We start from the raw sequence: 25,542 nt of genomic DNA, 5'->3' as shown, positions 1-25,542 counted from the left end.
TGAGTCGGCGCGGTGCCGCGGAAGACTCGAGCGAGGAAGTCCAGGAGTCCAGCCCAGCACCGTCGGGCCCACATTGATCGAATAGGTCGGGAGCCTAGCCGCTCGGTGGAGATGTCGTGGTGGAATCTTCCTCACCGCGGCCGCATGCTGTTCTGGTTGACGGGTGGACCCAGATCTGCGCCACCACAATCAGTTTCGCTGCTTTGAATTGTGACCGCCGTGTTTGATTTTGTGACTGTCGTGTCGAGCGGCACCGCCATGATCCATGATGTTCTACGTGGATAGCAGAGCCCGCGACATTTCGAGCATGCCTCGGGGTGGCCCGAACGCTTCGTGGCTGGACCGGAGGTTGCAGACCGATCGGCTGGAATACCTGGACCGCGACGACGTCGACGAGCTGAAGCGCAAGGTCATGTACTCGCTCGACCGTGCCGGGCGGCGACGATGGATCGGCGTCCATGAAAAATGTGCCCGGCTGGCGCTTCGCGAGGTGGCCGATGTGCGCTCTCCGAAGATCTTGGAACTTGGTGCCGGCCTTGGCGGGTTGTCACGCAAGTTACTGGAGATGCACCCCACTGCGCAGCTGACGATCACCGATATCGATCCCACTTTTGTGGCCACGGCGATCGCGGGCGATCTCGGCAGTCACCCGCGCGCAACAGTGCGAGAAATGGATGCCACCGAAATCGATGCCCCGGAAGGGCATTACGACCTCGCGGTATTTGCGCTGTCGCTGCACCATCTTTCGCCTGAACTCGCCGCCCAGGTGTTCGCCGCGGGGACGAGGGCGGCGAGGAAGCTGTTGATCGTCGACCTCCCCAGGCCGCCGGTGCCGCTCCACATCGCGTTGTTGGCGGTGGTGCTGCCGCTCACCAGGCTCTCGCCGCTGCAGCACGACGGGTTTATCAGCTCCCTTCGCGCCTATAGCCCGTCGGCGCTGCGTGCGCTCGCTCAACATGCCGATCCAGCCATCACCGTCGAATTCCGGACCCGGCGAGGGCTGGCTCCGACGGTGGTAGTTGCCAGCCGTTCTCGGCAAACCGGTTGAGAGGCCGATCACCGCGATGTCATCACATGTGTTACACACGCATGATTCAATGTGCGACAGTCCATTACGCCGCGCAACTCGTTCTGGTCGGGTGTACTGCCAGGACCAGACCGGTCTATCGCTGGAGGATCTCATGGTGCAGCACGACGCTCCTGCGCGGTGTGTGACATCGAGTGCAAAGTTGTGCTCGTGACCTCGGATAAGCAGGGCCGCCCTGTTGTTCTGTTCGTATTGGGCATGGCCCGGTCCGGAACCTCGGCGATTACCCGAGTTCTCTCGCTGTGCGGTGGCGCCCTCCCGTCGGCGCTCGCGGGCGCCAACCCGGCCAATCCGCGTGGTTATTGGGAGCCACGCAAAGCAATCATCCTCAACGAGAGGATCCTTCATCGCAACGGCAGCTCGAGGTTTGATACGACATTGCGTCTACAAGAGGAAGGTGCGTTTGACGCAGACGAGAAGGCCGCGTGCATCGACGAGATCCGGGCCTTTCTGACAACGCTGCCGCCCGCGCCACTGGTGATCATCAAAGACCCGCGAATAAATCTGCTGTCCGGCATGTGGTTTGAAGCGGCACGCTTGGCGGGATTCGATGTGGCGACTGCAATAGCGGTGCGCCACCCGACCGAGGTCATCGCCTCGGTTGCGGCGCAGGCCGCAGCCTCGTCGGAGTTCTCGAGTGCGCTGTGGCTGAAATTCAATCTGCTGGCCGAGGCAGACACACGCGACGTGCCGCGCGTATTCGTGGGGTACACGAACCTCCTTGAGGACTGGCGTCGCGAAGTGAAGCGGATTTCAGTAGCGCTCGGGGTCAACCTCGATACCCAGGATGAGGTGGCGATCGAGGAGTTCCTCGAAACAGATCTACGGCGCCAGAGATACTGCGGCCCAGTGACAGAGCCTTTCGGCACTGACTGGATTTCCGTGGTCTATGAGGCACTGTGCGCAGCCGCGCGCGACGAGTCCTGGGATCAAGCTGCACTGGATCACGTTCTCGAGGCGTATCGGATAAGCGAACGCGGTTTCCGCACGATGTTTGAGGATTACCAGCGATTCCACAAACTCAGCCGGCGTACCCGGCCGTCGATGATGAAGCTGATCTACGAGATCATGGCGACCGCCAACGGGCGCCGTGGGACGTGGGCCTGACCGGCCACTCAGGCAATGCCGTTGACTACCTGAATGAGCCCGGCGACTGAGAAGATAGTGATCAGCATCTGCCGACGGTGAACCAGCGCCCAGTCGTGCAGCGGTCTTAGTACCGCAAGAGTTTTCGCGGGCGCGGCCAGATAGCTGACCAGGGTGATCTCGACAATCGCAAACATCCCGAAGACAAATAGGATGACGGCGATGATCTGTGTGCCGATCGGTGTACCCGAGGCCACGACGGGAGTGAGTACGAAGAGTACCAACATGGGTGGCGGAAGCCCGCAGAGCCCGAACACGAAGGCGACCCACAGTGCCCCGTTCTCCCAGGCATTTTGGAGGTGGCGGAGCAGCCGCCGAAATACAGACCCGCCCTCTGCTGCCGCGTCCTGCGGGTTACCAAACGGCGATGTTATGAGATTCGATGTATCCGAATCCTGCGTCAGGGCAGCGGTGTTGCTGGCCGATACCGGTATGCGCGACCGTTGGCGGGCTGAGCGCACTGCCATCACCGCGGCGATTGACAACATGAGAAGGCCCATACCGAGGTTGAAGAACCGAGTAGTGGGGCTCTTGCCCGGCGTCGCCAAATCCTCCACAAAAGAGCGAAACGATGGCGCTATGTGCAACACCATCAGCGGTATCAGCAGACCGGCAAGACTCACGATCATGCTGCCGAGCCAGTAGGCCGCTAGGTTCTGGACCGGCCGAGGCCGCGAGATCATCAAGACGATGATGGCAAGTAGTACCGGATTGACCGCGAACATGATCGCCATCACGAGTAATAGACCCCACACGGCCCGGAACACTACCCATGTGACCGCGCTTTCTTGGGGAATTCAGAACCAAAGCCATCAGCAACATCGATCGCCAATTTGGCGAACCCTTGTGCCCGAATGGGTTTCGTGTAGACAACTGGGCTTTGAGAGTTAGATGCCGCCGATGCCGTGGATCAGAAGCGATATCCCAGCCACTATGCACATGGCTATCAGAATCTTTCGACGGTGAGTCAAGGCCCAGTCATGTAGCAGTTGCACGACCGCTTGGGTTTTCGTCGGCGCGACCAGGTAACTGATCAACGTGAGTTCGACAATCGCCAGTACGCCGATGATGAATACGATGGCGACGGTGATCTGTGTCCCGAGTGTGGCGCCTGAGGTCACGATGATGGCGATGAGGAACAGACCCGCATCGGGTTCGATTCCGCCAAGTGCCAAGCCGATCAGGAACGCGACCCATAGGGATCCGCTTTCCCACGCGCTGGTGGCCCGGCGCAGCAGCCGGCGGAACACGGAACCGCCCTCGGTCGCAGTGCCTTCCGGGTGACCCAGCAGTCGCGTAATTGGGTCCGGTGTCTGCTTATCTGGCTCCGCGGTCAAAGCATTGGCGCTCGACGCTCGCCGCGAGCGTGCTGCTATCAGCGCTGCCACCGATAGCGCCAGCACACCCATGCCGAGTTGAATATGCCGAATGGTGGGGCTGTCCGCCACCCCCTCGGCGAATGATCGGACCATCGGTGTGACATGCAGCAGCGTCAACGGAACCACCACAGCGGGGATACAACCTATGAGACAGCCCGCCCAGTAGACGAGCAGATTCTGCACGGGCCGTGGCCTCGAGATCACGAGGAGGGTGATACCGAGACGTATCGGGTTGAGAGCCACCAGTACCACGAGTGCCAGTACTGAACCCCACACGTCCGGAGACTCTACGCGGTAGGTTCGTTGTCTGTGGTTCGTTTGAAAGTTGTTCTGTGGCCACCGGTCACAGGCACTTGGCCGGTATAGGGGTGTCGACTGTTGCTCGCGCATACGCGGTTCGCGTTCTCCGGCCACAAATTCGCGTAGAGGAGTTTTTGAATGACGGCGGTTACCAGTGAGTGCCGGCTATGCGAGTCGGTCGGCCCCCATCAAACGCTTGAAGTTCGCGAGATGATGTTCGGAACCCGTGAGCTGTTCGAATACTTCAGCTGCGCCGCGTGCGACACGTTGCAGGTTGTCCGGCCGCTCGAGGGTGAAGAGCTCATGCGGCACTACCCGTCGACATACTATTCTCACAATGGTTCGGCTCAGCCGAGGGCATTTCAATGGCTGGTCACACAACGAGATCGATTTAAATTACAAAGCGGCGGAAGGATATTCGGGTCCCTCCTAACGTCGCCCGTGCCGGAAGGCATCTTCCGGGTCTTGCTCGGCGGAGACGTTGTCGGAATGCTCGCTCAGCTGGGCGTGGCGCGAGATGCGCGGATCTTGGATGTGGGCTGTGGAAGCGGTGCACTGCTGGACCGGTTGGCCAGAGTCGGCTTCAACAGCTTGGCCGGTGCTGATCCATTCATCGCAAGCGATGGCGAGTCACGTGAACGCATTCCGTTGATGAAGCGGTATTTGGGTGACGTGACAGGCGAATTCGATCTCATCATGTTCAATCATTCGTTTGAACACATGCCCGATCCGGTCGCCACTCTCGAGGTGGCAGCCAAGAAGCTCGCTGCCGGCGGAATGTGCCTGGCTCGGGTGCCCACGACATCATCTGAAGCGTGGTCTATCTACGGGGCTGATTGGGTACAGGCGGATGCCCCTCGGCATATGGTCATTCCCTCGCGGAACGGGATGGCGCTGGCCGCGGAGCGAGCCGGTCTGCGCGTCGAGCAGACGTTTGATGATTCAACTTTTGGTCAGTTCACCGGGAGTGAAGCCTATCGAGGTGACGTTCCGGTAACCGACCCCAAAATCCTTACGATGTTCCGGCCCAAGCAGATCTGGGCATGGGAGAAGCGATCGAAACGACTCAATCAGCAGAACCGTGGTGACCAGACCGGTTTTGTCCTACGGGCCAAGGAACACTAAATCTGCACGGGGTGTCTAAGGGTAGAAGCGTATTCCTTTGCTCCCCAAATGATTCGCCATGACCGAAGGTCGCCGACGAGCCCTGATAGTGGTGAATGGGCGCCAAGATCCCGTCGCTGGGGAAACCCGATAATGCGACTGAGGACGGTCGACGGGTTCCCCTGTGCTTGTCGGAGCACTCGGTCCTTTGCCCAAAACTCTTGAATTTCAAGTTAATAGCGTGAGTATCGCGTTATGCTCCCGCTTCATTCCGCAGGACCACGGGAAGTGAAGGGCTGAGATCCGCGATGAAATTCGTACTGTCATTCTATGGAACACGCGGTGATGTCGAGCCCGGTGTCGCCGTTGGCCGTGAGCTGTTGCGCCGCGGCCACGATGTACGGATGGTCGTCCCGCCCGACCTTGTTGGCTTCGCCGAGGAGGCCGGGCTTGCGGCGATTGCCTGCGGACCGGACGTGCGCGTGTGGCAGGACGTGAACCGCGATTTCTGGGCACGATTTTTGCGGAACTTTTGGAAGAACTTCTGGAGGATCGGGGATCTGCGGGAGCTGCTGCGCGAAGATTGGCGGTTTTTGACTCAGTGCTGGGAGGACGTCAGCTCGACGCTGAAGTCGCAGGCGGAGGACGCCGACCTGCTCTTCACCGGTGTCCTCGGAGAGGAGGCAGCCGGCAACATCGCGGAGTTTCACGACCTCCCGTTCGCCACGCTGCATGTGTTTCCGATTCGTGCCAACGGCCAGCTCGTACCGGGAATGCCGGCGCGGTTCGGCCGCTCCCTTATGAGGCTTTCGGAGTGGTTGGGTTGGCCGCTGTTCAAAAGGCTCGAAGACCCGCAGCGGCGTGGATTAGGCCTACCGAAGGCCACAGCGCCCTCGCCGTGGCGGATCACCGAGCGCGGCTCGCTGGAGGTCCAGGCGTACGACGAGGTGTGCTTTCCCGGGTTGGCCGATGAGTGGGCGGAATTTGACGGCCGGCGGCCCTTCGTCGGTGCGCTGACATTGGACTTACCAACGGATTCCGATGACGAGGTAGCTTCGTGGATTGCCGAAGGAACGCCGCCCATTTGCTTCGGCTTTGGCAGCATGCCGGTCGAATCCGCAGCCGACACGCTCGCCATGATCAGCTCCGCTTGTGATCAGTTGGGCGAGCGGGCTTTGGTGTGCGCCGGCGGGAGTGACTTCAGTCATGTACCACTTTTCGAGAACGTCAAAGTGGTGGCCGCGATGAATTATTCGGCAGCCTTTCCCGTCTGTCGCGCGGTCGTGCATCACGGCGGCGCGGGTACTACCGCGGCGAGTCTGCGGGCGGGGGTTCCCACCCTGGTCCTTTCGACGGATCTCGATCAGACGCTGTGGGGTGCTCGCGTCAAACGTCTGAAAGTAGGCACCGCTCGGCGTTTTTCGGCCACGACCGAGGAGACGTTGGTGGCAGACCTACAGACCGTCCTCGATCCGCGATGTGTGGCCCAGGCCCGCGAGGCCGCCACCCGAATGACCAAACCCGCCGAAAGCCCTGCGACCGCCGCCGAGCTGTTGGAAAACTTCGCCCGCCTCAAGCGGGTTGGCTGATGGCAGAACACGCATCGGATGTAGCAGGCCAACAGCCGCGATGAAATTTGTGTTGGCAAGCTACGGGACGCGCGGCGATATCGAACCGTGTGTCGCCGTCGGCCGCGAGCTGCTGCGTCGTGGGCACGATGTGCAGATGGCCGTCCCGCCCGATCTCATTGGCTTTGTCGAGGCGGCCGGGCCTACGGCGGTTCCGTACGGACCGGATCTGCAGGCCGTTCTGGACGCGCACCGCGACTTCTGGTCGCATTTCTTCCGCAATTTCTGGAAGATCCGGGATTTGATCAGGTTGCGGCGCGAAGTCGTGGAGCCCTTTCTCCAGTGCTGGAAGGACATCGTCGCCACGCTGACATCGTTGGCTGAGGACGCCGATCTGCTCTTCACCGGCGTGAATTTCGAGGACGCCGCAGGCAATGTCGCGGAGTGCTACGACATTCCGTTGGCCACGCTGCACTTCTTCCCATTGCGGTCGAACGGCCAGTTCGTGCCATTCCTGCCTGCGCCACTGGGTCGTTCGACAATGAAGGTGGGCGAGTGGCTGGCTTGGCAGAACGCGAAGAAAGTGGAGGGCATCCAGCGCGGTGAGCTGGCCCTACCGAAGGCCACGGCGCCCTCGCCGTGGCGGATTACCGAGCGGGGATCGTTGGAGGTTCAGGCGTACGACGAGGTGTGCTTTCCCGGGTTGGCCGACGAGTGGGCGGAACACGATGGCCTACGCCCCTTCGTCGGTGCGCTGACATTAGACTTACCAACGGATTTCGATGACGAGGTGGCCTCGTGGATTGCCGAGGGAACACCGCCGATCTTCTTCGGCTTTGGCAGCTTGCCGGTCGAATCCGCCGGCAAGACGCTCGCCATGATCGGCTCCGCCTGTGACCAGTTGGGCACTCGGGCATTGGTGTGTTCCGCCGGGTCTGACTTCGGCGAGGCCCCCTATGCCGAGAACATCAAAGTGGTCGGTGCGATGAAATATTCGGCAGCCTTTCCCGCCTGTCGCGCGGTCGTGCACCACGGCGGCACAGGCACCACCGCCGCGGGCTTGCGCGCGGGGGTTCCCACGTTGATCCTTTCGACGGATCTCGATCAGACGCTATGGGGTGCTCGCGTCAAACGTTTGAAAGTCGGTACTGCCCGGCGTTTTTCGACCACGACCGAGAAAACGCTGGTGGCAGACCTGCGGACCATCCTCGACCCACAAATCGTCACCCGGGCTCGTGCGGTATCCACCCGCATGACCAAACCCGCGGAAAGCGTGCAGGCCACAGCCGATCTCGTGGAGAGTCTTGCCGGCCGCGGTCGGCCGCGACCGAGGTCGAATTAGCGTCGGGTGTCCTACCGCCGCGAGTCGCCCGACCGTGTCGTGCCATGAGCGCCGGCGGGGCATCCCGGCATCGCGGCTGCCTGCACGCAGTTCCTGATCGCCCGAACTTGGACAATCCCCCCACGATGCGGCACGAAGGTGACGTGTTTCGCCTGCTGCTTTTCATCGGGTGCGGTGGTGATGCTCAACTCGACCCGACGCAGGATCTCACGCAGCACGATCCGTATCTCGACCATGGCAAAGGTGGCACCGAGGCAGCGGCGGTTGCCGCCGCCGAATGGTAACCAAGTGGTAGGGCTCAGTGTGGTGCCGAGCATCCGATCCGGATCGAAACTACCCGGATCCGGGTACACGGCGGCGCTCGCGTGCACGAGTCCGATCGCGGGGTCGACCATGATGCCTGCCGGTAGTCGATAGCCGCCCACCTCGACAGGCGCCTTCAGGACCCTGCCCGAGCTGAAGATCACCGGACGAATTCGCAGGGTCTCCTTCGCCACTGCATCGAGGTACTCGTCGCCGGCCGGATCGCCCTCCGCGCTCGCATCGGCGGCCCGTACCGCCTTGGCCAGCGCAGACGGATGGCGGGTCAGCCGCTCGAGCACCCAGGACAGCGCTGTCGCGGTGGTCTCGTGTCCGGCCGCGATGGACGTCAAGAGGTGATCGCGTAGTTCACGGTCGGACATGGCGCGGCCGTCTTCGTCGGTGGCGCGGACCAGCATGGCCAGAATATCGGTGCGGTTGGCGAGGTTTGGATCGGCGCGACGGTCGGCGATCTCCGCGTAGAGCAAGGCATCGGTTTCAGCCATTCGCCTGCCCACTCCTCGCCACGGGCGATGGCGCCGCAGGCTTGGTTTCGTAATCGCCGGGGTTTCCCACGGTTTCATGTAAAGGAGCCGCGGTACGACCCTGCGCAGCGCGGCCAGCCGCACCGGGTCGGTAGCACCGATAACAGTTCGCAGGATTACCTCGAGCGTGATCTCGGTCGTCATGGGGGCAACGGGGAAGGCCTCGCCGACAGGCCAGTCGGCGATGTTTGCGGCGGCGATCTCGGCCATCTGAGCGGCTTGGTGCGCGACTGCGTCGCGATGAAAGGCCGGCATGAGCAGACGACGCTGGTCGTGGTGTTCGTCCTCGTCGAGTACGAACAGAGAGCTGTCACCAAGGAGCCCGCGAAAGAACCAGTGCGCTTCGCCGGAATGATAGACCCGCGGGTCGCCTGCATACACCGTCTTGATGTCAGCAGGATCCGCAAGATATACGACCTTGCCCGACAAGGGAATACGAAGTGTGAACACGTTGCCGTATCGGCGTTGACATCCAGCCAGGAAGCGCAGACCTAAGGCCGCCATCAATACGGACTGCACCACCAGGGGAAGCGGAGGCCCGGGTGGCAGTGCGATTTTCGGGGCTTTGCTCACTTTGCATGATCCTCAGTGCTAGACGGTATGACAGCTCACATGTCGACCACTCCGGCTGCAACTGGGGCGAGTTTGCCTGTCGCAGATGGACACTCACTCCGGGGTTCTACGGTCGGTTCCACGGTACGAGTGTCGGGGCGGGCGCGCGAGCACTTTCGGTAGTTGGGCATGTTGCAGATGGGAATCCGGTCGGTCGAGCGGGCCGCGGTGTCCACGGGACGAATCTGATCACGGTGTCTACTGAACTAATCTGGTCACATTCGGTACCCCGTCGAGTGGCGCACGATACGTGCCACAGCCCATACAGCAAAGTCTAACCTCATCAGCATTGCCGGAGTGGCGACCAGGGCCGCGGGCTGCTCACGCGCGGTTTGGTAACGGCTAGCAGCCAATTAACCGTTCAAGAGCCGATCATGCCGGGCAATCTGGTACCGCTCATCACCCGCTCGGCTGCGACTCAGCAAGTATTGGCGATTTTTCTAAAAACACGTACCGTCGACGAATTCTCGGTTAGTTTTAGAACAGGTTCCACTTATCGGGTGTGGATGGTTTCGGGAGAAGTGTTGAGTATCAATCCATTTGACGATGACAGCGGCAGCTTTTTCGTTCTGGTCAATGACGAAGAGCAGCACAGCTTGTGGCCCGCCTTTGTCGATGTACCAGCTGGTTGGCGGGTGGCTTACGGCGAAGCGGACCGCGCTGCCTGCCTGGACAACATAGAGCGACACTGGGCCGACATTCGGCCGAAGAGTCTGCGCGAGAGGTTGGCACAGGGTCGGACTGTTGATTAGTAAGCGGCGGGTGGGGACCGATGGAATGTGATCATGGGGGGCTTCCGCTTACGCGGGGTCAGCTGGATATCTGGCTTGCCGAAGAGGCCGGGCGCTCCGGTGTCAAATGGCAGCTGGGCATGCTTGGGCGGATCGAGGGCGTCATCGAGCATGCCCTCCTCGAACGGGCGGTGCGTCATGTGGTGCGCGAGGCAGAACCTCTCAGAGCTGCCTTCTCTGAGGTAGACGGCCAGGTTTTCCAGACGGTGGTTGATTATCCGGACGTTGAGGTTGCTCGCCATGACCTGACGGGTTCATCGGATCCTGTGCGTGACGCTTATCGGGTGGCGTCTGCAATCCGACGAACGCCGATGTCGCTGAGTGGCCCGTTGTTCAAGTTTGCGCTGATGCAGGTGCGGGCCGATGATTTCTACCTTTTCGTGTGCTGCCACCACATCGCGACCGACGGAATTGGCATGGGACTCCTCTGCCATCGGATCGCCGCCGTCTATTCCGCGATCGCTACCGACGCGCCGATTCCTCCCCCCATCTTTGGGTCGTTGAGGAATCTCGTCGATTGCGAGGCGGAGTACGAGGCCTCCGACGAGTACCTCGACGATGAGGCCTATTGGACCAAGAGCGGTCCGCTCGAGAACGAGCCGCATTTTGGTGCGTCACGCGTTGCCGCGCGCCGCACCAACGAGTATGAGCCTTCTGCGCCAGTCCAACTGGCCCCTTCTGTCGTTGCCAAGGCCCGTGAGTTGTCCCACGCGTTGGGGGTGCGTCGAGCCTCGGTGATCACTGCGGCCTGCGCGCTGTTGGTGCACGGCGAGCTCGGGGGCACTGAGGTCGTACTCGATTTCCCGGTGAGTCGACGGGTGCGCCCGGAGGCGCTGATGGTGCCCGGGATGAGCTCCGGGGTCGTGCCGTTGAGGTTGACGACGTCACCGGGGTTCACGGTGGCCGGCTTCTGCGAACATGTCGATCGGCGGATACAAGAAGCGTTGCAGCATCAGCGTTTTCCGCTACGTGCTATCGAGAGCAAGACGGGCTTCCAGCGCGGTGGGCAGGCGTCGAATCGTGCAGCCATCAACTTCATTCCGACCACCCGGTTGGCAGATTTTGCCGGTGCCGCTGGATCGGGGACCGTGACCCACACGGGCCTCGTGGATCAGTTTGGGCTGGTCTTTATCAAGAACGACGAGGAGCTCTTCCTCAGTACCTCGGGTGTCGGGCAGTTGTTCGCCGACTGCGATGCCCGTGCTCTAGCGGACCGGTTCGAGCGAGTGTTGTTGGCGATGACCGCCGCCCCAGCGCGGCCGCTTTCGGCGATCGATGTGCGCGATGAAGAGGAGCGCCCCCAGGTCGAGGTGTGGGGTAATCGGGGAGCGTTGGTCCGACCCGGGCCCCGGCCGGTGTCGATTCCGAAGTTGTTCGCCGAGCAGGTGGCCCGTGAGCCGGGGGCGGTGGCGGTCAGTTTCGGTGATAGTTCGATGACGTATCGCGGGCTGGATGCGGCCGCGAATCGTCTGGCGCACTTGCTTGTTGGACATGGCGTGGGTCCTGGCGAGCGGGTGGTGCTGCTGTTCTCGCGTTCGGTCGAGGCAGTCGTGGCAATTCTGGGGGTGCTGAAAACCGGTGCGGCGTATGTGCCGGTCGATCCTTCGGTACCTGATGCGCGGTTGGAATTCGTGCTGGCCGATGCCGGGCCGGTAGTTGCGGTGACTACCGCCGATCTGGTGGATCGGTTGGGTGGTCGCGGATTGACGGTTGTCGATATCAACGACCGTGCGGTGTACGGCCGGCCGAGTACTGCGCTACCTGTGGAGCCCGAGCCTGACGATATCGCGTATCTGATTTACACCTCGGGCACCACCGGCGTACCCAAAGGTGTTGCCATTCCGCACCACAACGTGACGCGGTTGATGGAGGCAATCGACGCCGAGCTGGAGTTGTCGCCGGGACAGGTGTGGGCGCAGAGCCATTCGTTGGCGTTCGACTTCTCGGTGTGGGAGATCTTCGGCGCCCTGCTCCATGGGGGGCGGCTGGTGGTGGTTCCCGATTCAGCGACGCGCTCACCGGAAGAGTTCCACGCCTTACTCGTCAACGAGCGCGTCAGCGTGTTGAGTCAGACACCGTCGGCGTTTTATGCGCTGCACGCCGTGGATACGGTCCTTCCCGAATGTCGGCAGCTCGGTCTCAAGGCGGTGGTGTTCGGCGGGGAGGCCTTGGAGCCACAACGTCTTGGGGCATGGTTGACCGATCATCCGGGGTTGCCGAGGTTGATCAATATGTATGGGATCACCGAAACGACGGTGCACGCCTCATTCCGTGAGATCACCGCTGCTGATGTGCAGAAGACGGTCAGCCCGATCGGAGTTCCGTTGTCCGATCTGGCGTTCTTTGTGCTCGATGACTGGTTGCGGCCGGTTCCGCTGGGTGTGGTGGGCGAGTTGTATGTCGCAGGCGCGGGTTTGGGCTATGGCTATGTCGGCCGGGCGCCGCTGACGGCGACGCGATACGTGGCCTGCCCGTTCGGCGGGTCGGGAGTGCGGATGTATCGCACTGGCGACCTGGTGTCCTGGGATGTCGCTGGACAGTTGCAGTACCTGGGACGGGCTGACGAGCAGGTAAAGATCCGTGGCTATCGCATCGAGCTCGGCGAAATCCATTCGACGTTAACGGCTCTCGACGGAGTCGAACAGGCGGTGGTTATCGCTCGTGAGGATCGCCCGGGCGATAAGCGTCTAGTCGGCTACATCACCGGCACCGCCGACCCCGCTGAGTTGCGTGCGGCGTTGGCCGACAGGCTGCCGTCCTACATGGTGCCCGCGGCGATCGTGGTCCTGGCTGCCTTGCCGTTGACGGTCAACGGCAAGCTCGACAAAGGAGCCTTGCCCGCGCCGGAATACCAACACATCGACCAGTATCGGGCCCCTACCACCACCACCGAGGAAATCCTGGTCGGTATCTACGCTCACATTCTGGGCCTGAACCGTGTCGGTATCGACGACTCGTTCTTTGAACTCGGTGGGGACAGCATCTTGTCGATGCAGGTGTCCTCGCGAGCGCGTGCCGCGGGCCTGGTATGTCGCCCGCGTGACATCTTCGTCCAGCAGACGGTGGCGCGACTGGCCCAGGTAGTTGCGGCGACTGGCAGTGCGGATGAGCCGGTCGATGAGGGTCTCGGGCCAGTGCTGCCGACCCCGATCATGCGGTGGTTGAAGAGCCTGGAGAGCGCAAACGGGTCGATCGACGAGTTCAACCAGACGGTGCTGGTGCAGGCCCCCGCGGATGTTACCGAGGACGACGTCGTAATCATGTTGCAGGCCTTGCTAGATCGGCATGCCATGTTGCGGCTGCGTGCCGAGGGCGACGGCGCAGGCGGGTGGTCCTTGACTGTGCCTGAGGCAGGGTCGGTTGATGCCGCTGGATGCCTGCGCGCCGTGAACGTGCTCTCCGATGAGGCGCTGGTGGCGGCGCGGTCGCGGTTGAACCCGGCGGAGGGGGAGATGGTCAGCGCGCTATGGGTTACCTCCACAGGCCAACTGGTGTTGATCATTCATCACTTAGCCGTTGATGGGGTGTCGTGGCGAATTGTGTTGGAAGACTGCAATATCGCCTGGGCGCAGCATCGTGACGGGCAACCCGTAATTCTGCCGGGAGCGGGGACGTCGTTCGCGCGGTGGGCCGAATTGCTGTCTCAGTCTGCGCAGCACCCACAAGTCGTGGAGCAGGCTCAGGTGTGGCGGCAGGTGGCGGCGGTCCCGGCGGTGTTGCCGGAGGTGCGCGTCGACGTGGATACCTACGCGAGCGCGGGGCAGTTGTCGGTATCGCTGGATGCCGAGACGACGCACATGCTGCTCGGTGAGGTGCCTGCAGCGTTTCACGCGGGGCCGCAAGACATTCTGTTGATCGCCTTTGGGCTGGCGGTGGCCGAGTTCGCAGGCACCGGCCGTGCGCCGATCGCGATCGATGTGGAGGGTCACGGGCGCCAAGAAGGCCTCGCCGCCGAGGTTGACCTCTCGCGCACGGTGGGCTGGTTCACCACCAAGTACCCAGTGTCGTTGGCGGTCGGTGGGTTGCGTTGGACGCAGGTGGTGGGCGGTGACGGCGCGCTTGGTGCGGTGATCAAGGACGCCAAGGAGCAGCTTCGTTCCCTGCCAGACGGCTTGACTTATGGTCTGCTGCGCTATCTGAATCCCGATGTGGATCTGACTGAATCCGACCCGATGATCGCCTTCAACTACCTGGGCCGCCTGGGTGGGACCGCGGGCGGCGGGTCTGGCGATGCATGGCGGATATGTCCTGAAGGCTTGTCGTTGACCCGCACCGCCGGGGTGGTGTCCACGCCGCTCGGACATACCGTGGAGCTCAACGCCGCCACCGTCGACACCGATACCGGCCCATGCCTGAACGCAGACTGGACGTGGGCGCTCTCGGCGCTCGATCACACGCAAGTCGGTCGGCTGAGCCAATTGTGGTTCGAGGCCTTGACCGGCATCTGCGCGCATGTGCGAAGGGGCGGGGGCGGATTGACTCCGTCGGATATCGCCCCTGCCGAGTTGAGTCAGCGGCAGATCGATGAGCTGAGCCAGCAGTCCCGCATCGCCGACGTGCTGCCGCTAACCCCCTTGCAGCAGGGCCTGCTCTTCCACGCAGGCACCGCGCAGGGCTCGGACGACGTGTATGCGATGCAGCTGAGTATTGCGTTGAGCGGCTCGCTCGACGCCAACCGGCTCCGCGATGCGGTGCAGGCCGTGGTCAGCCGGCATCCACACCTGGCGGCCCGCTTCTGCGAACGGTTCGACCAACCGGTGCAGATCATTCCCACCGAGCCCGTAGTGCCCTGGCAATACATCGAACTGGACACCACCGCCAGCGCCAACACCGACGCTGAGGAACAGATCCGGGGGATTTGCGCCGCCGAACGCGCCGCGGTCTGCGATCTGAAGAACCAGCCCGCTATCCGGGCCGCCCTCATCCGCATCGCTGACGACCGGCACCGGTTCGTCCTGACCACCCATCACATCGTGCTCGATGGCTGGTCGATGCCGATCCTGGTACAGGAGATCTTCGCCGGCTTCAGTGGGCAACGGCTGCCCCCGGCCGCGTCGTATCGCAGCTTCGTGACCTGGCTGTCCGAACGGGATCGAGCTGGCGCCCAAGCGGCGTGGCGCGAGGCGTTGGCTGGTTTTGACACCCCCACATTGGTGTGTCCGACTGGCCGAGAGGTACTGGGGCAGCGAGGCATTGAATCTTTCCAGCTCTCCGAAGAGGTCACGCTGTCACTCGGCGTGCTGGCACGTTCGCATCACACCACCGTCAACACTGTGCTCCAGGGTGCCTGGGCATTGCTGCTCAGCTCGGTGACCGGTCAGCATGACGTCGCATTCGGCACGACCGTTTCGGGGCGTCCGTCCGAGGTCCTCGGCGCGGAATCGATGGTGGGCCTGCTGATCAACACGGTGCCGGTACGGGCGACGTTCCGGGCGGCCACCACCACCGCAGACCTGTTGCATCAGCTGCAAAATGCGCACAATGACACGCTCGAGCACCAGCACGTGGCGCTCAGTGACATTCACCGCATGACGGGTCAGGACAATCTGTTCGACACACTCTTGGTGTTCGAGAACTACCCGATCGACACCACGGCGCCATTGGGCGTCGACGGCCTGGCCGTCACCGAGTTCGATTTCCGTGAATCCAATCACTACCCCCTTGCCGTACAGGCTCTGCCGGGCCGCGAGTTGGGCCTTCGGGTTGAATACGACGCCGATATCTTCGACCTTGCGACCGTTGAGTCCTTGATCGAGCGGTTGAAGACGGTTTTGGTGGCGATGACCGCTGATCCGGGGCGGCCGTTGTCGTCGATCGATCTGCTCGACGAGGCCGCGCGTGCTCGCCTGGATGAGTGGAGCAACCGGGCAGTCTTGACTAAACCAGCGACGGCGGAGTCGATTCCGATGTTGTTCGCCGAGCAGGCGGCACGCACTCCCGATGGGGTGGCGGTGACCTTCGAGGGTCGGTCGATGACGTACCGAGAACTCGATGAGGCCGCCAATCGGTTTGCGCACTTGTTGTCCGGCCAGGGGGTCGGTCCGGGCGAGGTTGTGGCACTGCTGTTTTCCCGGTCGGCGGAGGCCATCGTGGCGATTCTGGCCGTACTGAAAACCGGTGCGGCCTATGTGCCGGTAGACCCGGCGTTGCCGGTTGCCCGCATCGAGTTCATGTTGGCCGATGCCGCGCCGATCGTCGCGGTCACCACGGCCCGGGGGCGGTCGCGCCTAGACGGGTTTGACCTACCCGTCATCGATATCAATGAGACTGCTGCCGACGCCCAGCCCAGCACGGCGCTGGCCGGTCCGGCCACCGATGACATCGCCTACATCATCTACACATCGGGCACCACCGGTGTCCCGAAAGGTGTTGCCATCCAGCACCACAACGTTCCTGAGCTATTTGGCTCACTCGACGCCAACGTGCCCTCAGGCCCGGGGCAGGTATGGGCGCAGTGGCATTCGTACAGCTTCGACGTGTCGGTGTGGGAGATCTTCGGCGCACTGCTGCATGGGGCGCGCCTGCTGGTGGTGTCCGAACCGGTTGCCGCATCACCAGATGACTTCCATGGGCTGCTTGTCGCTGAACACGTCAGCGTGTTGAGCCAGACCCCGTCGGCAGCGGGCATGATCTCGCCGCAGGGTTTGGAATCGACGGCGCTGGTGGTGGCAGGCGAGGCTTGTCCACCTGAGCTCGTGGACCGCTGGGGCCCCGGGCGAGTGCTGATCAACGCCTACGGGCCTACCGAGGCCACGGTGTACGCCTCGATCAGTGCACCGCTCACCCCGGGGGCCGCGGTACCGATTGGCGCGCCGGTGGCGGGTGCGGCGTTGTTTGTGCTCGATGCCTGGTTGCGTCCGGTGCCGCCCGGGGTGGTCGGCGAGTTGTATGTGGCCGGTCGCGGTGTCGGCGTGGGTTATTGGCGCCGGTCGGGTTTGACGTCGTCACGGTTCGTGGCCTGCCCGTTCGGCGTGCCCGGTACTCGGATGTATCGCACCGGCGACCTGGTGCGGTGGGGCTTCGACGGCCAAGTGCAATACCTTGGGCGGGCCGACGAGCAGGTCAAGATCCGCGGGTACCGCATCGAACTCGGTGAGGTCCAGGCCGCTCTGGCCGCACTCGACGGGGTAAGCCAAGCAGTGGTGATCGCCCGCGAGGACGAGCCCGCCGCCCTGCGTCTGGTCGGTTACGTCACCGGCACCGCAGACCCAGGCCAGATCCGCGCCCAGCTGGTCGAGCGGCTCCCGAGCTACATGGTGCCGGCTGCGGTGGTCGCGATCGATGCGGTGCCACTGACGGTCAACGGAAAACTCGACAGACGCGCCTTGCCCGTTCCGGACTACGTCGACGGCGATCACTATCGCGCCCCGGCCAACCCGGTCGAGGAGATCCTGGCCGATATCTACGCTCGTGTACTCGGACACGTGCGCGTCGGGGTCGACGACTCGTTCTTCGACCTGGGCGGGGATTCACTGTCCGCGATGCGTCTGATCGCTGCGATCAACAATTCGTTGGACGCTGGCATTGCGGTGCGCTCCCTGTTCGACGCGCCCACGGTGGCCCAATTGGCCGGCCGTATCGGCGGGGAAGCGGCGCGGCTGGAACCGTTGGTGGCCGGCGAGCGGCCCGCCGTGGTTCCGCTTTCATTTGCCCAATCGCGGTTGTGGTTCCTGGACCAATTGCAGGGGCCTTCACCGGTTTACAACATGACGGCCGCGTTCAGGATCGACGGAGCACTGGATGTCGAAGCGTTGGGTGTGGCGCTGGTCGATGTGGTGTCCCGTCACGAGAGCCTGCGCACTGTTTTCGCTGCTCCCGACGGCATCCCCGGCCAGGTGGTGATGGACCCGGCAAGTGTCGAATTCGGTTGGGCCGTTGTCGACGCCACCGGCTGGACAGCCGGGCAGCTGCAGGAGGCCATTGACACCGCCTCGCGGCACGCCTTCGATCTGTCTACCGAAATACCCTTGAGAGCAAGACTTTTCCGTGTCTCCGAGGATGAGCATGTGCTCACCGCGGTGGTGCACCACATTGCGGCCGACGCCTGGTCCATCACTCCACTGGTTGCTGATCTGGGGATGGCCTATGCCGGTCGGTCCGCCGGGGAGGTTCCCGGCTGGGAGCCGTTGGCCGTCCAGTACGCGGATTACACATTGTGGCAGCGCGCGCAGTTCGGCGATCTTCAGGACAGCGGCAGCCGAATCGCGGGGCAGCTGAGCTACTGGCAGGACGCGTTGGCTGGGATGCCGGAGCGCATCGCGCTGCCCACCGATCGGCCGTACCCGCAGATGACCGATCAGCGCGGCGCGATGATCGCGGTGGACTGGCCCGTCGAGTTACAGCGGCAGGTTGCCCGGGTGGCCCGTGAGCACAACGCGACCAGCTTCATGGTGATGCAGGCGGCTCTGGCGGTGCTGCTATCCAAACTCAGCGCGAGTTCCGATGTGGCGGTGGGTTTCCCGATCGCCGGACGCCGCGATCCAGCGCTCGATGAACTGGTCGGCTTCTTCGTCAACACCTTGGTGCTGCGGGTGGACCTGGCCGGAGATCCGACTGTTGCCGAGGTCCTGGCCCAGGTGCGCGCGCGCAGCCTGGCCGCCTTCGACAACCAAGATGTGCCCTTCGAAGTGCTTGTCGAGCGACTGAACCCGACCCGGTCTCTGGCTCACCATCCACTGATCCAGGTGGCGCTGGCATGGCAGAACATTGCCGGACTCGACATTGATGATTCAGCTACCGGGATGGCGTTGGGCGATCTGCGCGTCACCCAGATGCCGGTGGATACCCACACGGCCCGAATGGATCTCAGCTTCTCGATGGCCGAGCGCCGGACGGAGGCCGGTGAGCCGGCCGGAATCGGCGGGACGGTGGAATTCCGCACCGACGTGTTCGACGCCGACACCATCGAAACATTGATCGCTCGGCTACAGCGAGTACTGACGGCCATGACTGCAGACCCGATGGTGCGGTTGTCGTCGGTGGACCCGCTCGATGACGATGAACATGCCCGCCTTGCTGTGCTGGGCAACCACGCGACGCTGACTCGTCCGGCGCCCAGGCCGGTGTCGGTTCCTACGTTGTTCGCCGAGCATGCGAGGCGCTCTCCCGAGGCGGTCGCCGTAGTCTGCGGCGAGAGTTCGTGGACCTACCGGGAGCTCGATGATTCCGCGAACCGGCTGGCGCACTTGCTGCTCGAGCGAGGGGCAGGCCCCGGACAGAGTGTCGCGCTGTCATCCAAAAGGTCCGCCGAGGCGATTGTGGCGATCCTGGCCATCCTCAAAACCGGGGCGGCATATCTGCCGATCGATCCCGCGATTCCCGATGCGCGGTTGGAGTTCGTGCTGGCCGATGCCGGACCGATTGCTGCGGTCACCACCGCGGATCTGGCCGATCGGCTGCAGAGAGATGGCTTGGCGGTCATCGATATTGGAGATATCTCGGCCGCCGACAGTCCGCCCGGTGGTGCGCTGCCCGCGCCTAATGCGGACGATATCGCCTATCTGATCTACACCTCGGGTACCACGGGTGTGCCCAAAGGCGTTGCGGTCACCCACCGCAACGTGACTCAACTGTTGGAGTCACTCGATGCCGGGCTGCCGCGCGGTGGCGTGTGGACCCAGAGTCATTCCCTGGCCTTTGACGTGTCGGTGTGGGAGATCTTCGGGGCACTGCTTCGTGGTGGGCGGGTGGTGGTCGTCCCCGAGGATGTGACGGGCTCGCCGGAAGACTTCCATGCACTGCTGGTACTGGAAAATGTTGACGTTCTCACCCAAACACCCTCTGCAGTAAGGGTATTACCGCGCGATGGCTTGGAGACGACGGCGTTGGTGGTGGTCGGTGAGGCCTGTCCGCCTGAGGTGGTTGCTCAGTGGGCGCCCGGTCGGGTGATGATCAACGCTTACGGTCCCACGGAGACGACGATGTGTGTGGCGATCAGTGCGCCACTGAGTGCCGGGCAAGCGGGACCGCACGCCGTTCCCATCGGCTCGCCGGTCCCCGGAGCCGCGATGTTCGTGCTCGACGAATGGTTGCGGCCGGTGCCGGTCGGTGTGATCGGCGAGTTGTATGTGGCCGGTGCGGGTTTGGGCTACGGATATGTGGGCCGGACAGGTTTGACCGCCTCGCGGTTTGTGGCGTGTCCGTTCGGGGGGCCCGGGGTGCGGATGTATCGCACCGGTGACCTGGTGTGCTGGGGACCGGATGGGCAGCTGCAGTATCTGGGGCGCGCAGACGAGCAGGTCAAGATCCGCGGCCATCGCATCGAACTTGGCGAAGTGCAGGCCGCTTTGGCCGGCCTCGACGGCGTCGAGCAGGCGGCGGTGATCGCCCGCGAGGACCGACCCGGTGACAAGCGTCTGGTCGGCTACATCACCGGGACCGCCGATTCCGGTGAGCTGCGGGCCGCGATGGCCGAGCAGTTGCCGCCATATATGGTGCCCGTCGCGGTGGTGGTGTTGGACGCGTTTCCGTTGACAGTCAACGGAAAACTCGATACCCGAGCGCTTCCCGCTCCCGACTATGTCGACGGCGATCGGTACCGTGCTCCGGCAGACGCCGTGGAAGAGGTGCTGGCCGGGATCTACGCCCAGGTTCTCGGGCTGGAGCGGGTAGGCATTGACGACTCATTCTTCGACCTTGGCGGCGACAGCATCCTGTCCATGCAGGTAGTGGCCCGAGCCCGGGTTGCCGGCCTGGTATGCCGCCCGCGTGATGTCTTCGTCGAGCAGAGCGTGGCCCGACTGGCGCGGATAGTCGAGGTAGCCGCAGGCTCGCGTGGCCCGGTCGATGAGGGTCTCGGGTCGGTGCTGACCACTCCAATCATGCGGTGGTTGAAAGGCGTGGAAACCACCAACGGCCCGGTCGATGAGTTCAACCAGACGGTGCTGGTGCAGGCTCCCGCGGGTGTTACCGAATCCGATGTCGTAACCATGTTGCAGGCCTTGCTAGATCGGCATGCGATGTTGCGGCTGCGCGCCGAAAACGACGGCGTGTGTGGGTGGTCGTTGATGGTGCCCGAGGCAGGGTCGGTCGATGCACGTGCGTGTCTCCAATCGATGGACACATTGACCGATGAGGCAGTGGTGGCGGCACGGTCGCGGTTGGATCCGGCCGTCGGGGTTATGTTGCGCGCGCTGTGGGTGACTTCCACGAGCCAGCTGGTGTTGATCGTTCACCACCTGGCTGTCGACGGGGTGTCGTGGCGAATTGTGTTGGAGGATCTCAACATCGCCTGGGCACAACACGGTGGTGGACAACCCGTGGTCCTGCCGGCGCCGGGGACGTCATTCCAGCGGTGGGCCGAACTCCTGGCCAGCCACGCTGGCGATCCCAACGTGGTTGGCCAGGCTCAGGTGTGGCGGCAGGTGGCGGCGGTCCCGGCGGTGTTGCCGGCGGCGCGCGCCGACGTGGATACCTACGCGAGCGCGGGGCAGTTGTCGGTATCGCTGGATGCCGAGACCACTCGCATGCTGCTCGGTGAGGTGCCTGCAGCGTTTCACGCTGGGACACAAGACATTCTGTTGATCGCCTTTGGGCTGGCGGTGGCGGAGTTCGCAGGCACCGGTGGTGTGCCGGTCGGCATCGACGTCGAGGGCCATGGTCGGCAGGAGGAGTTGTCCGCCGAGGTCGACCTGTCGCGCACGGTTGGGTGGTTCACCGCCAAGTACCCGGTGTCATTGGCAGTTGGTGGACTGTCCTGGTCCCACGTGGTGGCCGGTGACGGCGCGCTGGGTGCGGTGATCAAGGATGCCAAGGAACAGCTGCGTTCCCTGCCCGATCCACTGACCTACGGTCTGCTGCGCTACCTGAACGCCGACGTTGACCTGGAGACGGCCGACCCGACGATCGCCTTCAACTACCTGGGCCGCCTGGGTGGCGCGGCCACCGAGTCATCCGATGATCTGTGGCGGATATCCGCGGAAGGCCTGTCATCGACCGGTGCTGCCGCGGCGATTTCGATGCCGTTGACACATACCGTGGCACTCAACGCCGGCGCCCTTGATACCGATACCGGTCCGCATCTGCAAGCCAACTGGACGTGGGCTTCCTCGACAGTCGATCACGCCCAGATCAGCCGGCTCAGCCAACTGTGGTTCGACGCCCTGGCTGGCATCTGCGCGCATGTGCGACATGGCGGAGGCGGATTGACCCCGTCGGATATCGAGCCTGCCCGGCTGAGCCAGCTGCAGATCGACGAATTGCAGCGGCAATACCGGATCGCAGACGTGCTGCCGCTCACCGCATTACAGCAGGGGATGGTCTTCCACAGCGGCAGCGGGAATGGCCCCAACGACGATCTATACGTGGTGCAGTTGGACATTACGGTCGACGGCCCGCTCGATCAGCACCGGTTGCGGGATGCCGTGCAGGCGGTGGCCAACCGCCATCCACACCTGGCGGCCCGATTCTGCGCACAATTCCATGAGCCGGTACAGGTCATCCCGGCTGACCCCGTGGCGGGGTGGCAGTACATCGATTTCAACACCGACGAACCCGAGGAGCAGGTCCAGCGGTTGTGTGCCGCTGAACGCGCTGCGGTCTGCGATCTAGCCCACCCGCCGGCCTTCCGGGTGGCGTTGATTCGGACCGGACCAGACCGGCACCGGGTCGTGCTCACCAATCACCACATAGTCCTCGACGGCTGGTCGCTGCCGATCCTGCTGCAGGAGATCTTCGCCGGGTACCGGGGGCAACGGCTGCCCGCGGCCACGCCGTATCGCAGCTTCATCAGCTGGCTGGCCGATCGCGACCTTGCGGCCGCGCGCGCGGCCTGGCGTGAGGTGCTGGCGGGTTTTGACGCCCCCACCCTTGTCAGCCCGTCGCAAAAGTCTGAGTCGGGGCGCCGTGGTGTGCGGGCGCATCGGGTGTCCGCACAAACCACCCGGGCGCTGGGCGAGCTGGCGCGCGCGCAACGCACCACCGTCAACACCGTGCTGCAGGGGGCTTGGGCGCTACTGCTCACCTCGCTGACCGGCCAGCATGACGTCGCCTTCGGCGCGGTGGTCTCCGGCCGGCCGCCGGAGGTCCCCGGTGCGGAATCGATGGTGGGCCTGCTGATCAACACTGTGCCGGTACGCGCGGAGATCACCGCGGTAACCACCACCATCGACCTGCTGGATCAACTGCAGCGCGCTCATACCAAGACCCTTGAACACCAACATGTCTCGCTCAGCGAGATCCACCGCATCACCGATCACGACCGACTGTTCGACACCCTCTTCGTGTTTGAGAACTACCCGGTCGACACGAGCGCGTTATCGGGCATCGACGGGTTCACCATCACCGAAGTCACCACCCACGAATCGACCGATTATCCGCTGACGATGCAAGCCATACCCGGTGACGAACTGCGCCTGCGTATCGAATACGACACGGCAGTTTTCGACGAGGCCGGTATCGAGGCGCTCACCACACGGATTGAGGCGGTGCTGGAGGCGATGACCGCCGACCCCGGTCGGTCGCTGTCGGCGGTGGAGATACTCGACGAGACCGAGCGAGCACGCCTTCAGCGGTGGGGCAACCGGACCGTGCTGGCCAGCCTGCCGGTTCCGGCGTCGGTGCCGGAGTTGTTCGCTGTGCAGGTGGCGCGTGCTCCGGAGGCGGTGGCGCTGGTCTGTGGGGATCGGTCACTGACGTATCGGGAGCTGGAGGAGCAGGCCAACCGGTTGGCGCACCTGCTCGTCAGTCATGGGGTAGGCCCCGGCGAGCGAGTGGCGTTGATGTTCCCCCGGTCGACGGAGGGGATCGTCGCGATCTTGGCGGTGCTCAAGACCGGCGCGGCCTATCTGCCGATCGATCCGGCGCTGCCGGCGGCCCGTATCCAGTTCATGCTGTCCGATGCAGCTCCCATCGCTGCCGTCACCACTACGACGTTGGTCGACCGGTTCAACGGCCATGACCTGAGAGTCGTCGATGTCGGCGACCCCGCCGTCGCCGCCCAACCCAGCACGGCATTGACGGCTCCGGCCCCGGATGACATGGCCCACATCATTTACACCTCGGGCACCACCGGGTTACCCAAGGGCGTCGCGGTCACGCAGCGCAACGTGACTCAGCTGTTCGACTCGCTGCAGATCGGGGTGCCGCTGGAGCCGGGACAGGTGTGGACGCAATTCCACTCGTATGCGTTCGACTTCTCGGTGTGGGAGATCTGGGGTGCGCTGCTGCACGGTGGACGGCTGGTGGTGGTGCCCGAGCTGGTGGCCCGTTCACCGCAGGACTTCCACGAGCTGCTGGTGCGCGAACAGGTGACGGTGCTGACGCAAACCCCGTCGGCGGTGTCGATGCTGCCGACGGATGGTCTGGAGGCGGTGTCGTTGGTGATCGGCGCGGAGCCCTGCCCGCCGGAGTTGGTGGATCGCTGGGCGCCGGGTCGAGTGATGGTGAACGTCTATGGCCCCACCGAGACCACGATGTGGTTGTGTGCCAGCGCGCCGCTTGCCACGGGAGCGGGATCACCGCCGATCGGCTCGCCGACGGCATGGTCGGCGTTCTTTGTGCTGGATGAGTGGTTGCGTCCGGTGCCCGCGGGCGTGGTCGGTGAGTTGTACCTAGCCGGTGCGGGAGTCGGTATGGGGTACTGGCGTCGCGCGGGCTTGACGGCCTCGCGGTTCATGGCCTGTCCGTTCGGGGAGCCCGGTACCCGTATGTATCGCACCGGCGACCTGGTGCGCTGGCGCGCTGACGGGCAGCTGGACTACTTCGGCCGCGCCGACGAGCAGGTCAAGATTCGCGGGTATCGCATTGAGCTCGGAGAAATCCAGTCAGCGCTGACTGCGCTGGAGGGAGTGGATCAAGCGGCAGTGATCGCTCGCGAGGATCAACCGGGCGATAAGCGCCTAGTCGGCTACATCACCGGGACCGCCGATCCGGTCAAAGCGCGCGCGGCGCTGGCCGAACGGCTGCCGGGCTACATGGTTCCGACCTCGGTGGTGGCCTTGACGGCGCTGCCCATGACGGTTAACGGCAAACTCGACGCCCGGGCGCTACCAGCGCCGGACTACCGGGATGCCGACCACTACCGTGCGCCCGCAGGCGCAGTCGAGGAGATCCTTGTCGGAATCTTCGCTCGAGTGCTGGATGTGGAGCGCGTCGGAGTCGACGACTCGTTCTTCGATCTCGGTGGGGATTCCGTGTCGACAATGCGTCTGGTCGCCGCGATCAACGCCAGCCTGGATACCGACCTTGCGGCGCGCACGTTGTTCGAGGCGCCGACAGTTGCCCAGTTGGCGCCGCGTATCGGTGAGGGCGCGGGTCGCCTGGAGCCGCTGGTGGCGGTGGATCGGCCCGCAGTGATTCCACTGTCGTTTGCCCAGAACCGGTTGTGGTTCGTCGATCAGCTGCAGGGGCCCTCCCCGGTTTACAACATG

At 63.6% G+C, this 25,542-nt stretch carries 10 protein-coding genes (1 of these 10 cut by a window edge); 7 read left to right on the top strand and 3 right to left on the bottom strand.

Annotated features, from left to right (window positions below):
- The first annotated feature begins 268 nt into the window (after positions 1–268).
- Together MLB1_RS09815 and MLB1_RS09810 are read left to right on the top strand one after the other, a co-directional pair.
- On the top strand, positions 269–1,048 hold the full coding sequence (locus MLB1_RS09815; protein WP_180749800.1) for a methyltransferase domain-containing protein: 780 nt from the start codon (positions 269–271) through the stop codon (positions 1,046–1,048).
- Positions 1,049–1,237: 189 nt separating this feature from the next.
- A complete protein-coding gene (locus tag MLB1_RS09810; RefSeq protein WP_180749444.1) occupies positions 1,238–2,194 on the top strand; it encodes a sulfotransferase family protein in 957 nt (318 codons plus the stop codon).
- An 8-nt stretch (positions 2,195–2,202) separates the two neighbouring features.
- Here MLB1_RS09810 and MLB1_RS09805 read toward each other — a convergent pair whose 3' ends face one another.
- The gene (locus MLB1_RS09805; RefSeq protein ID WP_180749443.1) at positions 2,203–2,988 is read right to left on the bottom strand and encodes a GAP family protein; all 786 of its coding nucleotides are present in this window, start codon (positions 2,986–2,988) and stop codon (positions 2,203–2,205) included.
- Between the two features lie 132 nt (positions 2,989–3,120).
- A complete protein-coding gene (locus tag MLB1_RS09800; RefSeq protein ID WP_180749442.1) occupies positions 3,121–3,888 on the bottom strand; it encodes a GAP family protein in 768 nt (255 codons plus the stop codon).
- Between the two features lie 162 nt (positions 3,889–4,050).
- Here MLB1_RS09800 and MLB1_RS09795 point away from each other — a divergent pair, with 162 nt between their 5' ends.
- The 3 genes from MLB1_RS09795 (at position 4,051) to MLB1_RS09785 (ending at position 7,926) form a co-directional block, all read left to right on the top strand.
- Entirely contained in the window at positions 4,051–5,037 is a 987-nt protein-coding gene (locus tag MLB1_RS09795; RefSeq protein WP_180749441.1) for a class I SAM-dependent methyltransferase, read from the top strand.
- A 287-nt stretch (positions 5,038–5,324) separates the two neighbouring features.
- Positions 5,325–6,605, top strand: a complete 1,281-nt coding sequence (locus MLB1_RS09790) for a glycosyltransferase (RefSeq protein ID WP_180749440.1) — start codon at positions 5,325–5,327, stop codon at positions 6,603–6,605.
- A gap of 40 nt (positions 6,606–6,645) precedes the next feature.
- A complete protein-coding gene (locus tag MLB1_RS09785; RefSeq protein WP_180749439.1) occupies positions 6,646–7,926 on the top strand; it encodes a glycosyltransferase in 1,281 nt (426 codons plus the stop codon).
- An 11-nt stretch (positions 7,927–7,937) separates the two neighbouring features.
- Here MLB1_RS09785 and MLB1_RS09780 read toward each other — a convergent pair whose 3' ends face one another.
- Positions 7,938–9,344 (bottom strand): cytochrome P450, encoded by a 1,407-nt coding sequence (locus tag MLB1_RS09780; RefSeq protein WP_180749438.1) that lies wholly within the window; start codon positions 9,342–9,344, stop codon positions 7,938–7,940.
- Positions 9,345–9,907: 563 nt separating this feature from the next.
- Here MLB1_RS09780 and MLB1_RS09775 point away from each other — a divergent pair.
- Entirely contained in the window at positions 9,908–10,135 is a 228-nt protein-coding gene (locus tag MLB1_RS09775) for an MbtH family protein (RefSeq protein ID WP_180749799.1), read from the top strand.
- A 20-nt stretch (positions 10,136–10,155) separates the two neighbouring features.
- On the top strand, positions 10,156–25,542 hold the 5' portion of the coding sequence (locus MLB1_RS09770) for a non-ribosomal peptide synthase/polyketide synthase (RefSeq protein ID WP_180749437.1). Its footprint extends 9,003 nt past the window's final position; the window shows 15,387 of its 24,390 coding nt (coding positions 1–15,387); its start codon is at positions 10,156–10,158; its stop codon lies off the right edge, out of view.

It is taken from the genome of Mycobacteroides sp. LB1 (genome assembly GCF_013449725.1).
Lineage (GTDB): Bacteria > Actinomycetota > Actinomycetes > Mycobacteriales > Mycobacteriaceae > Mycobacterium.
This window is presented reverse-complemented; position numbering and strand designations above follow the sequence as displayed.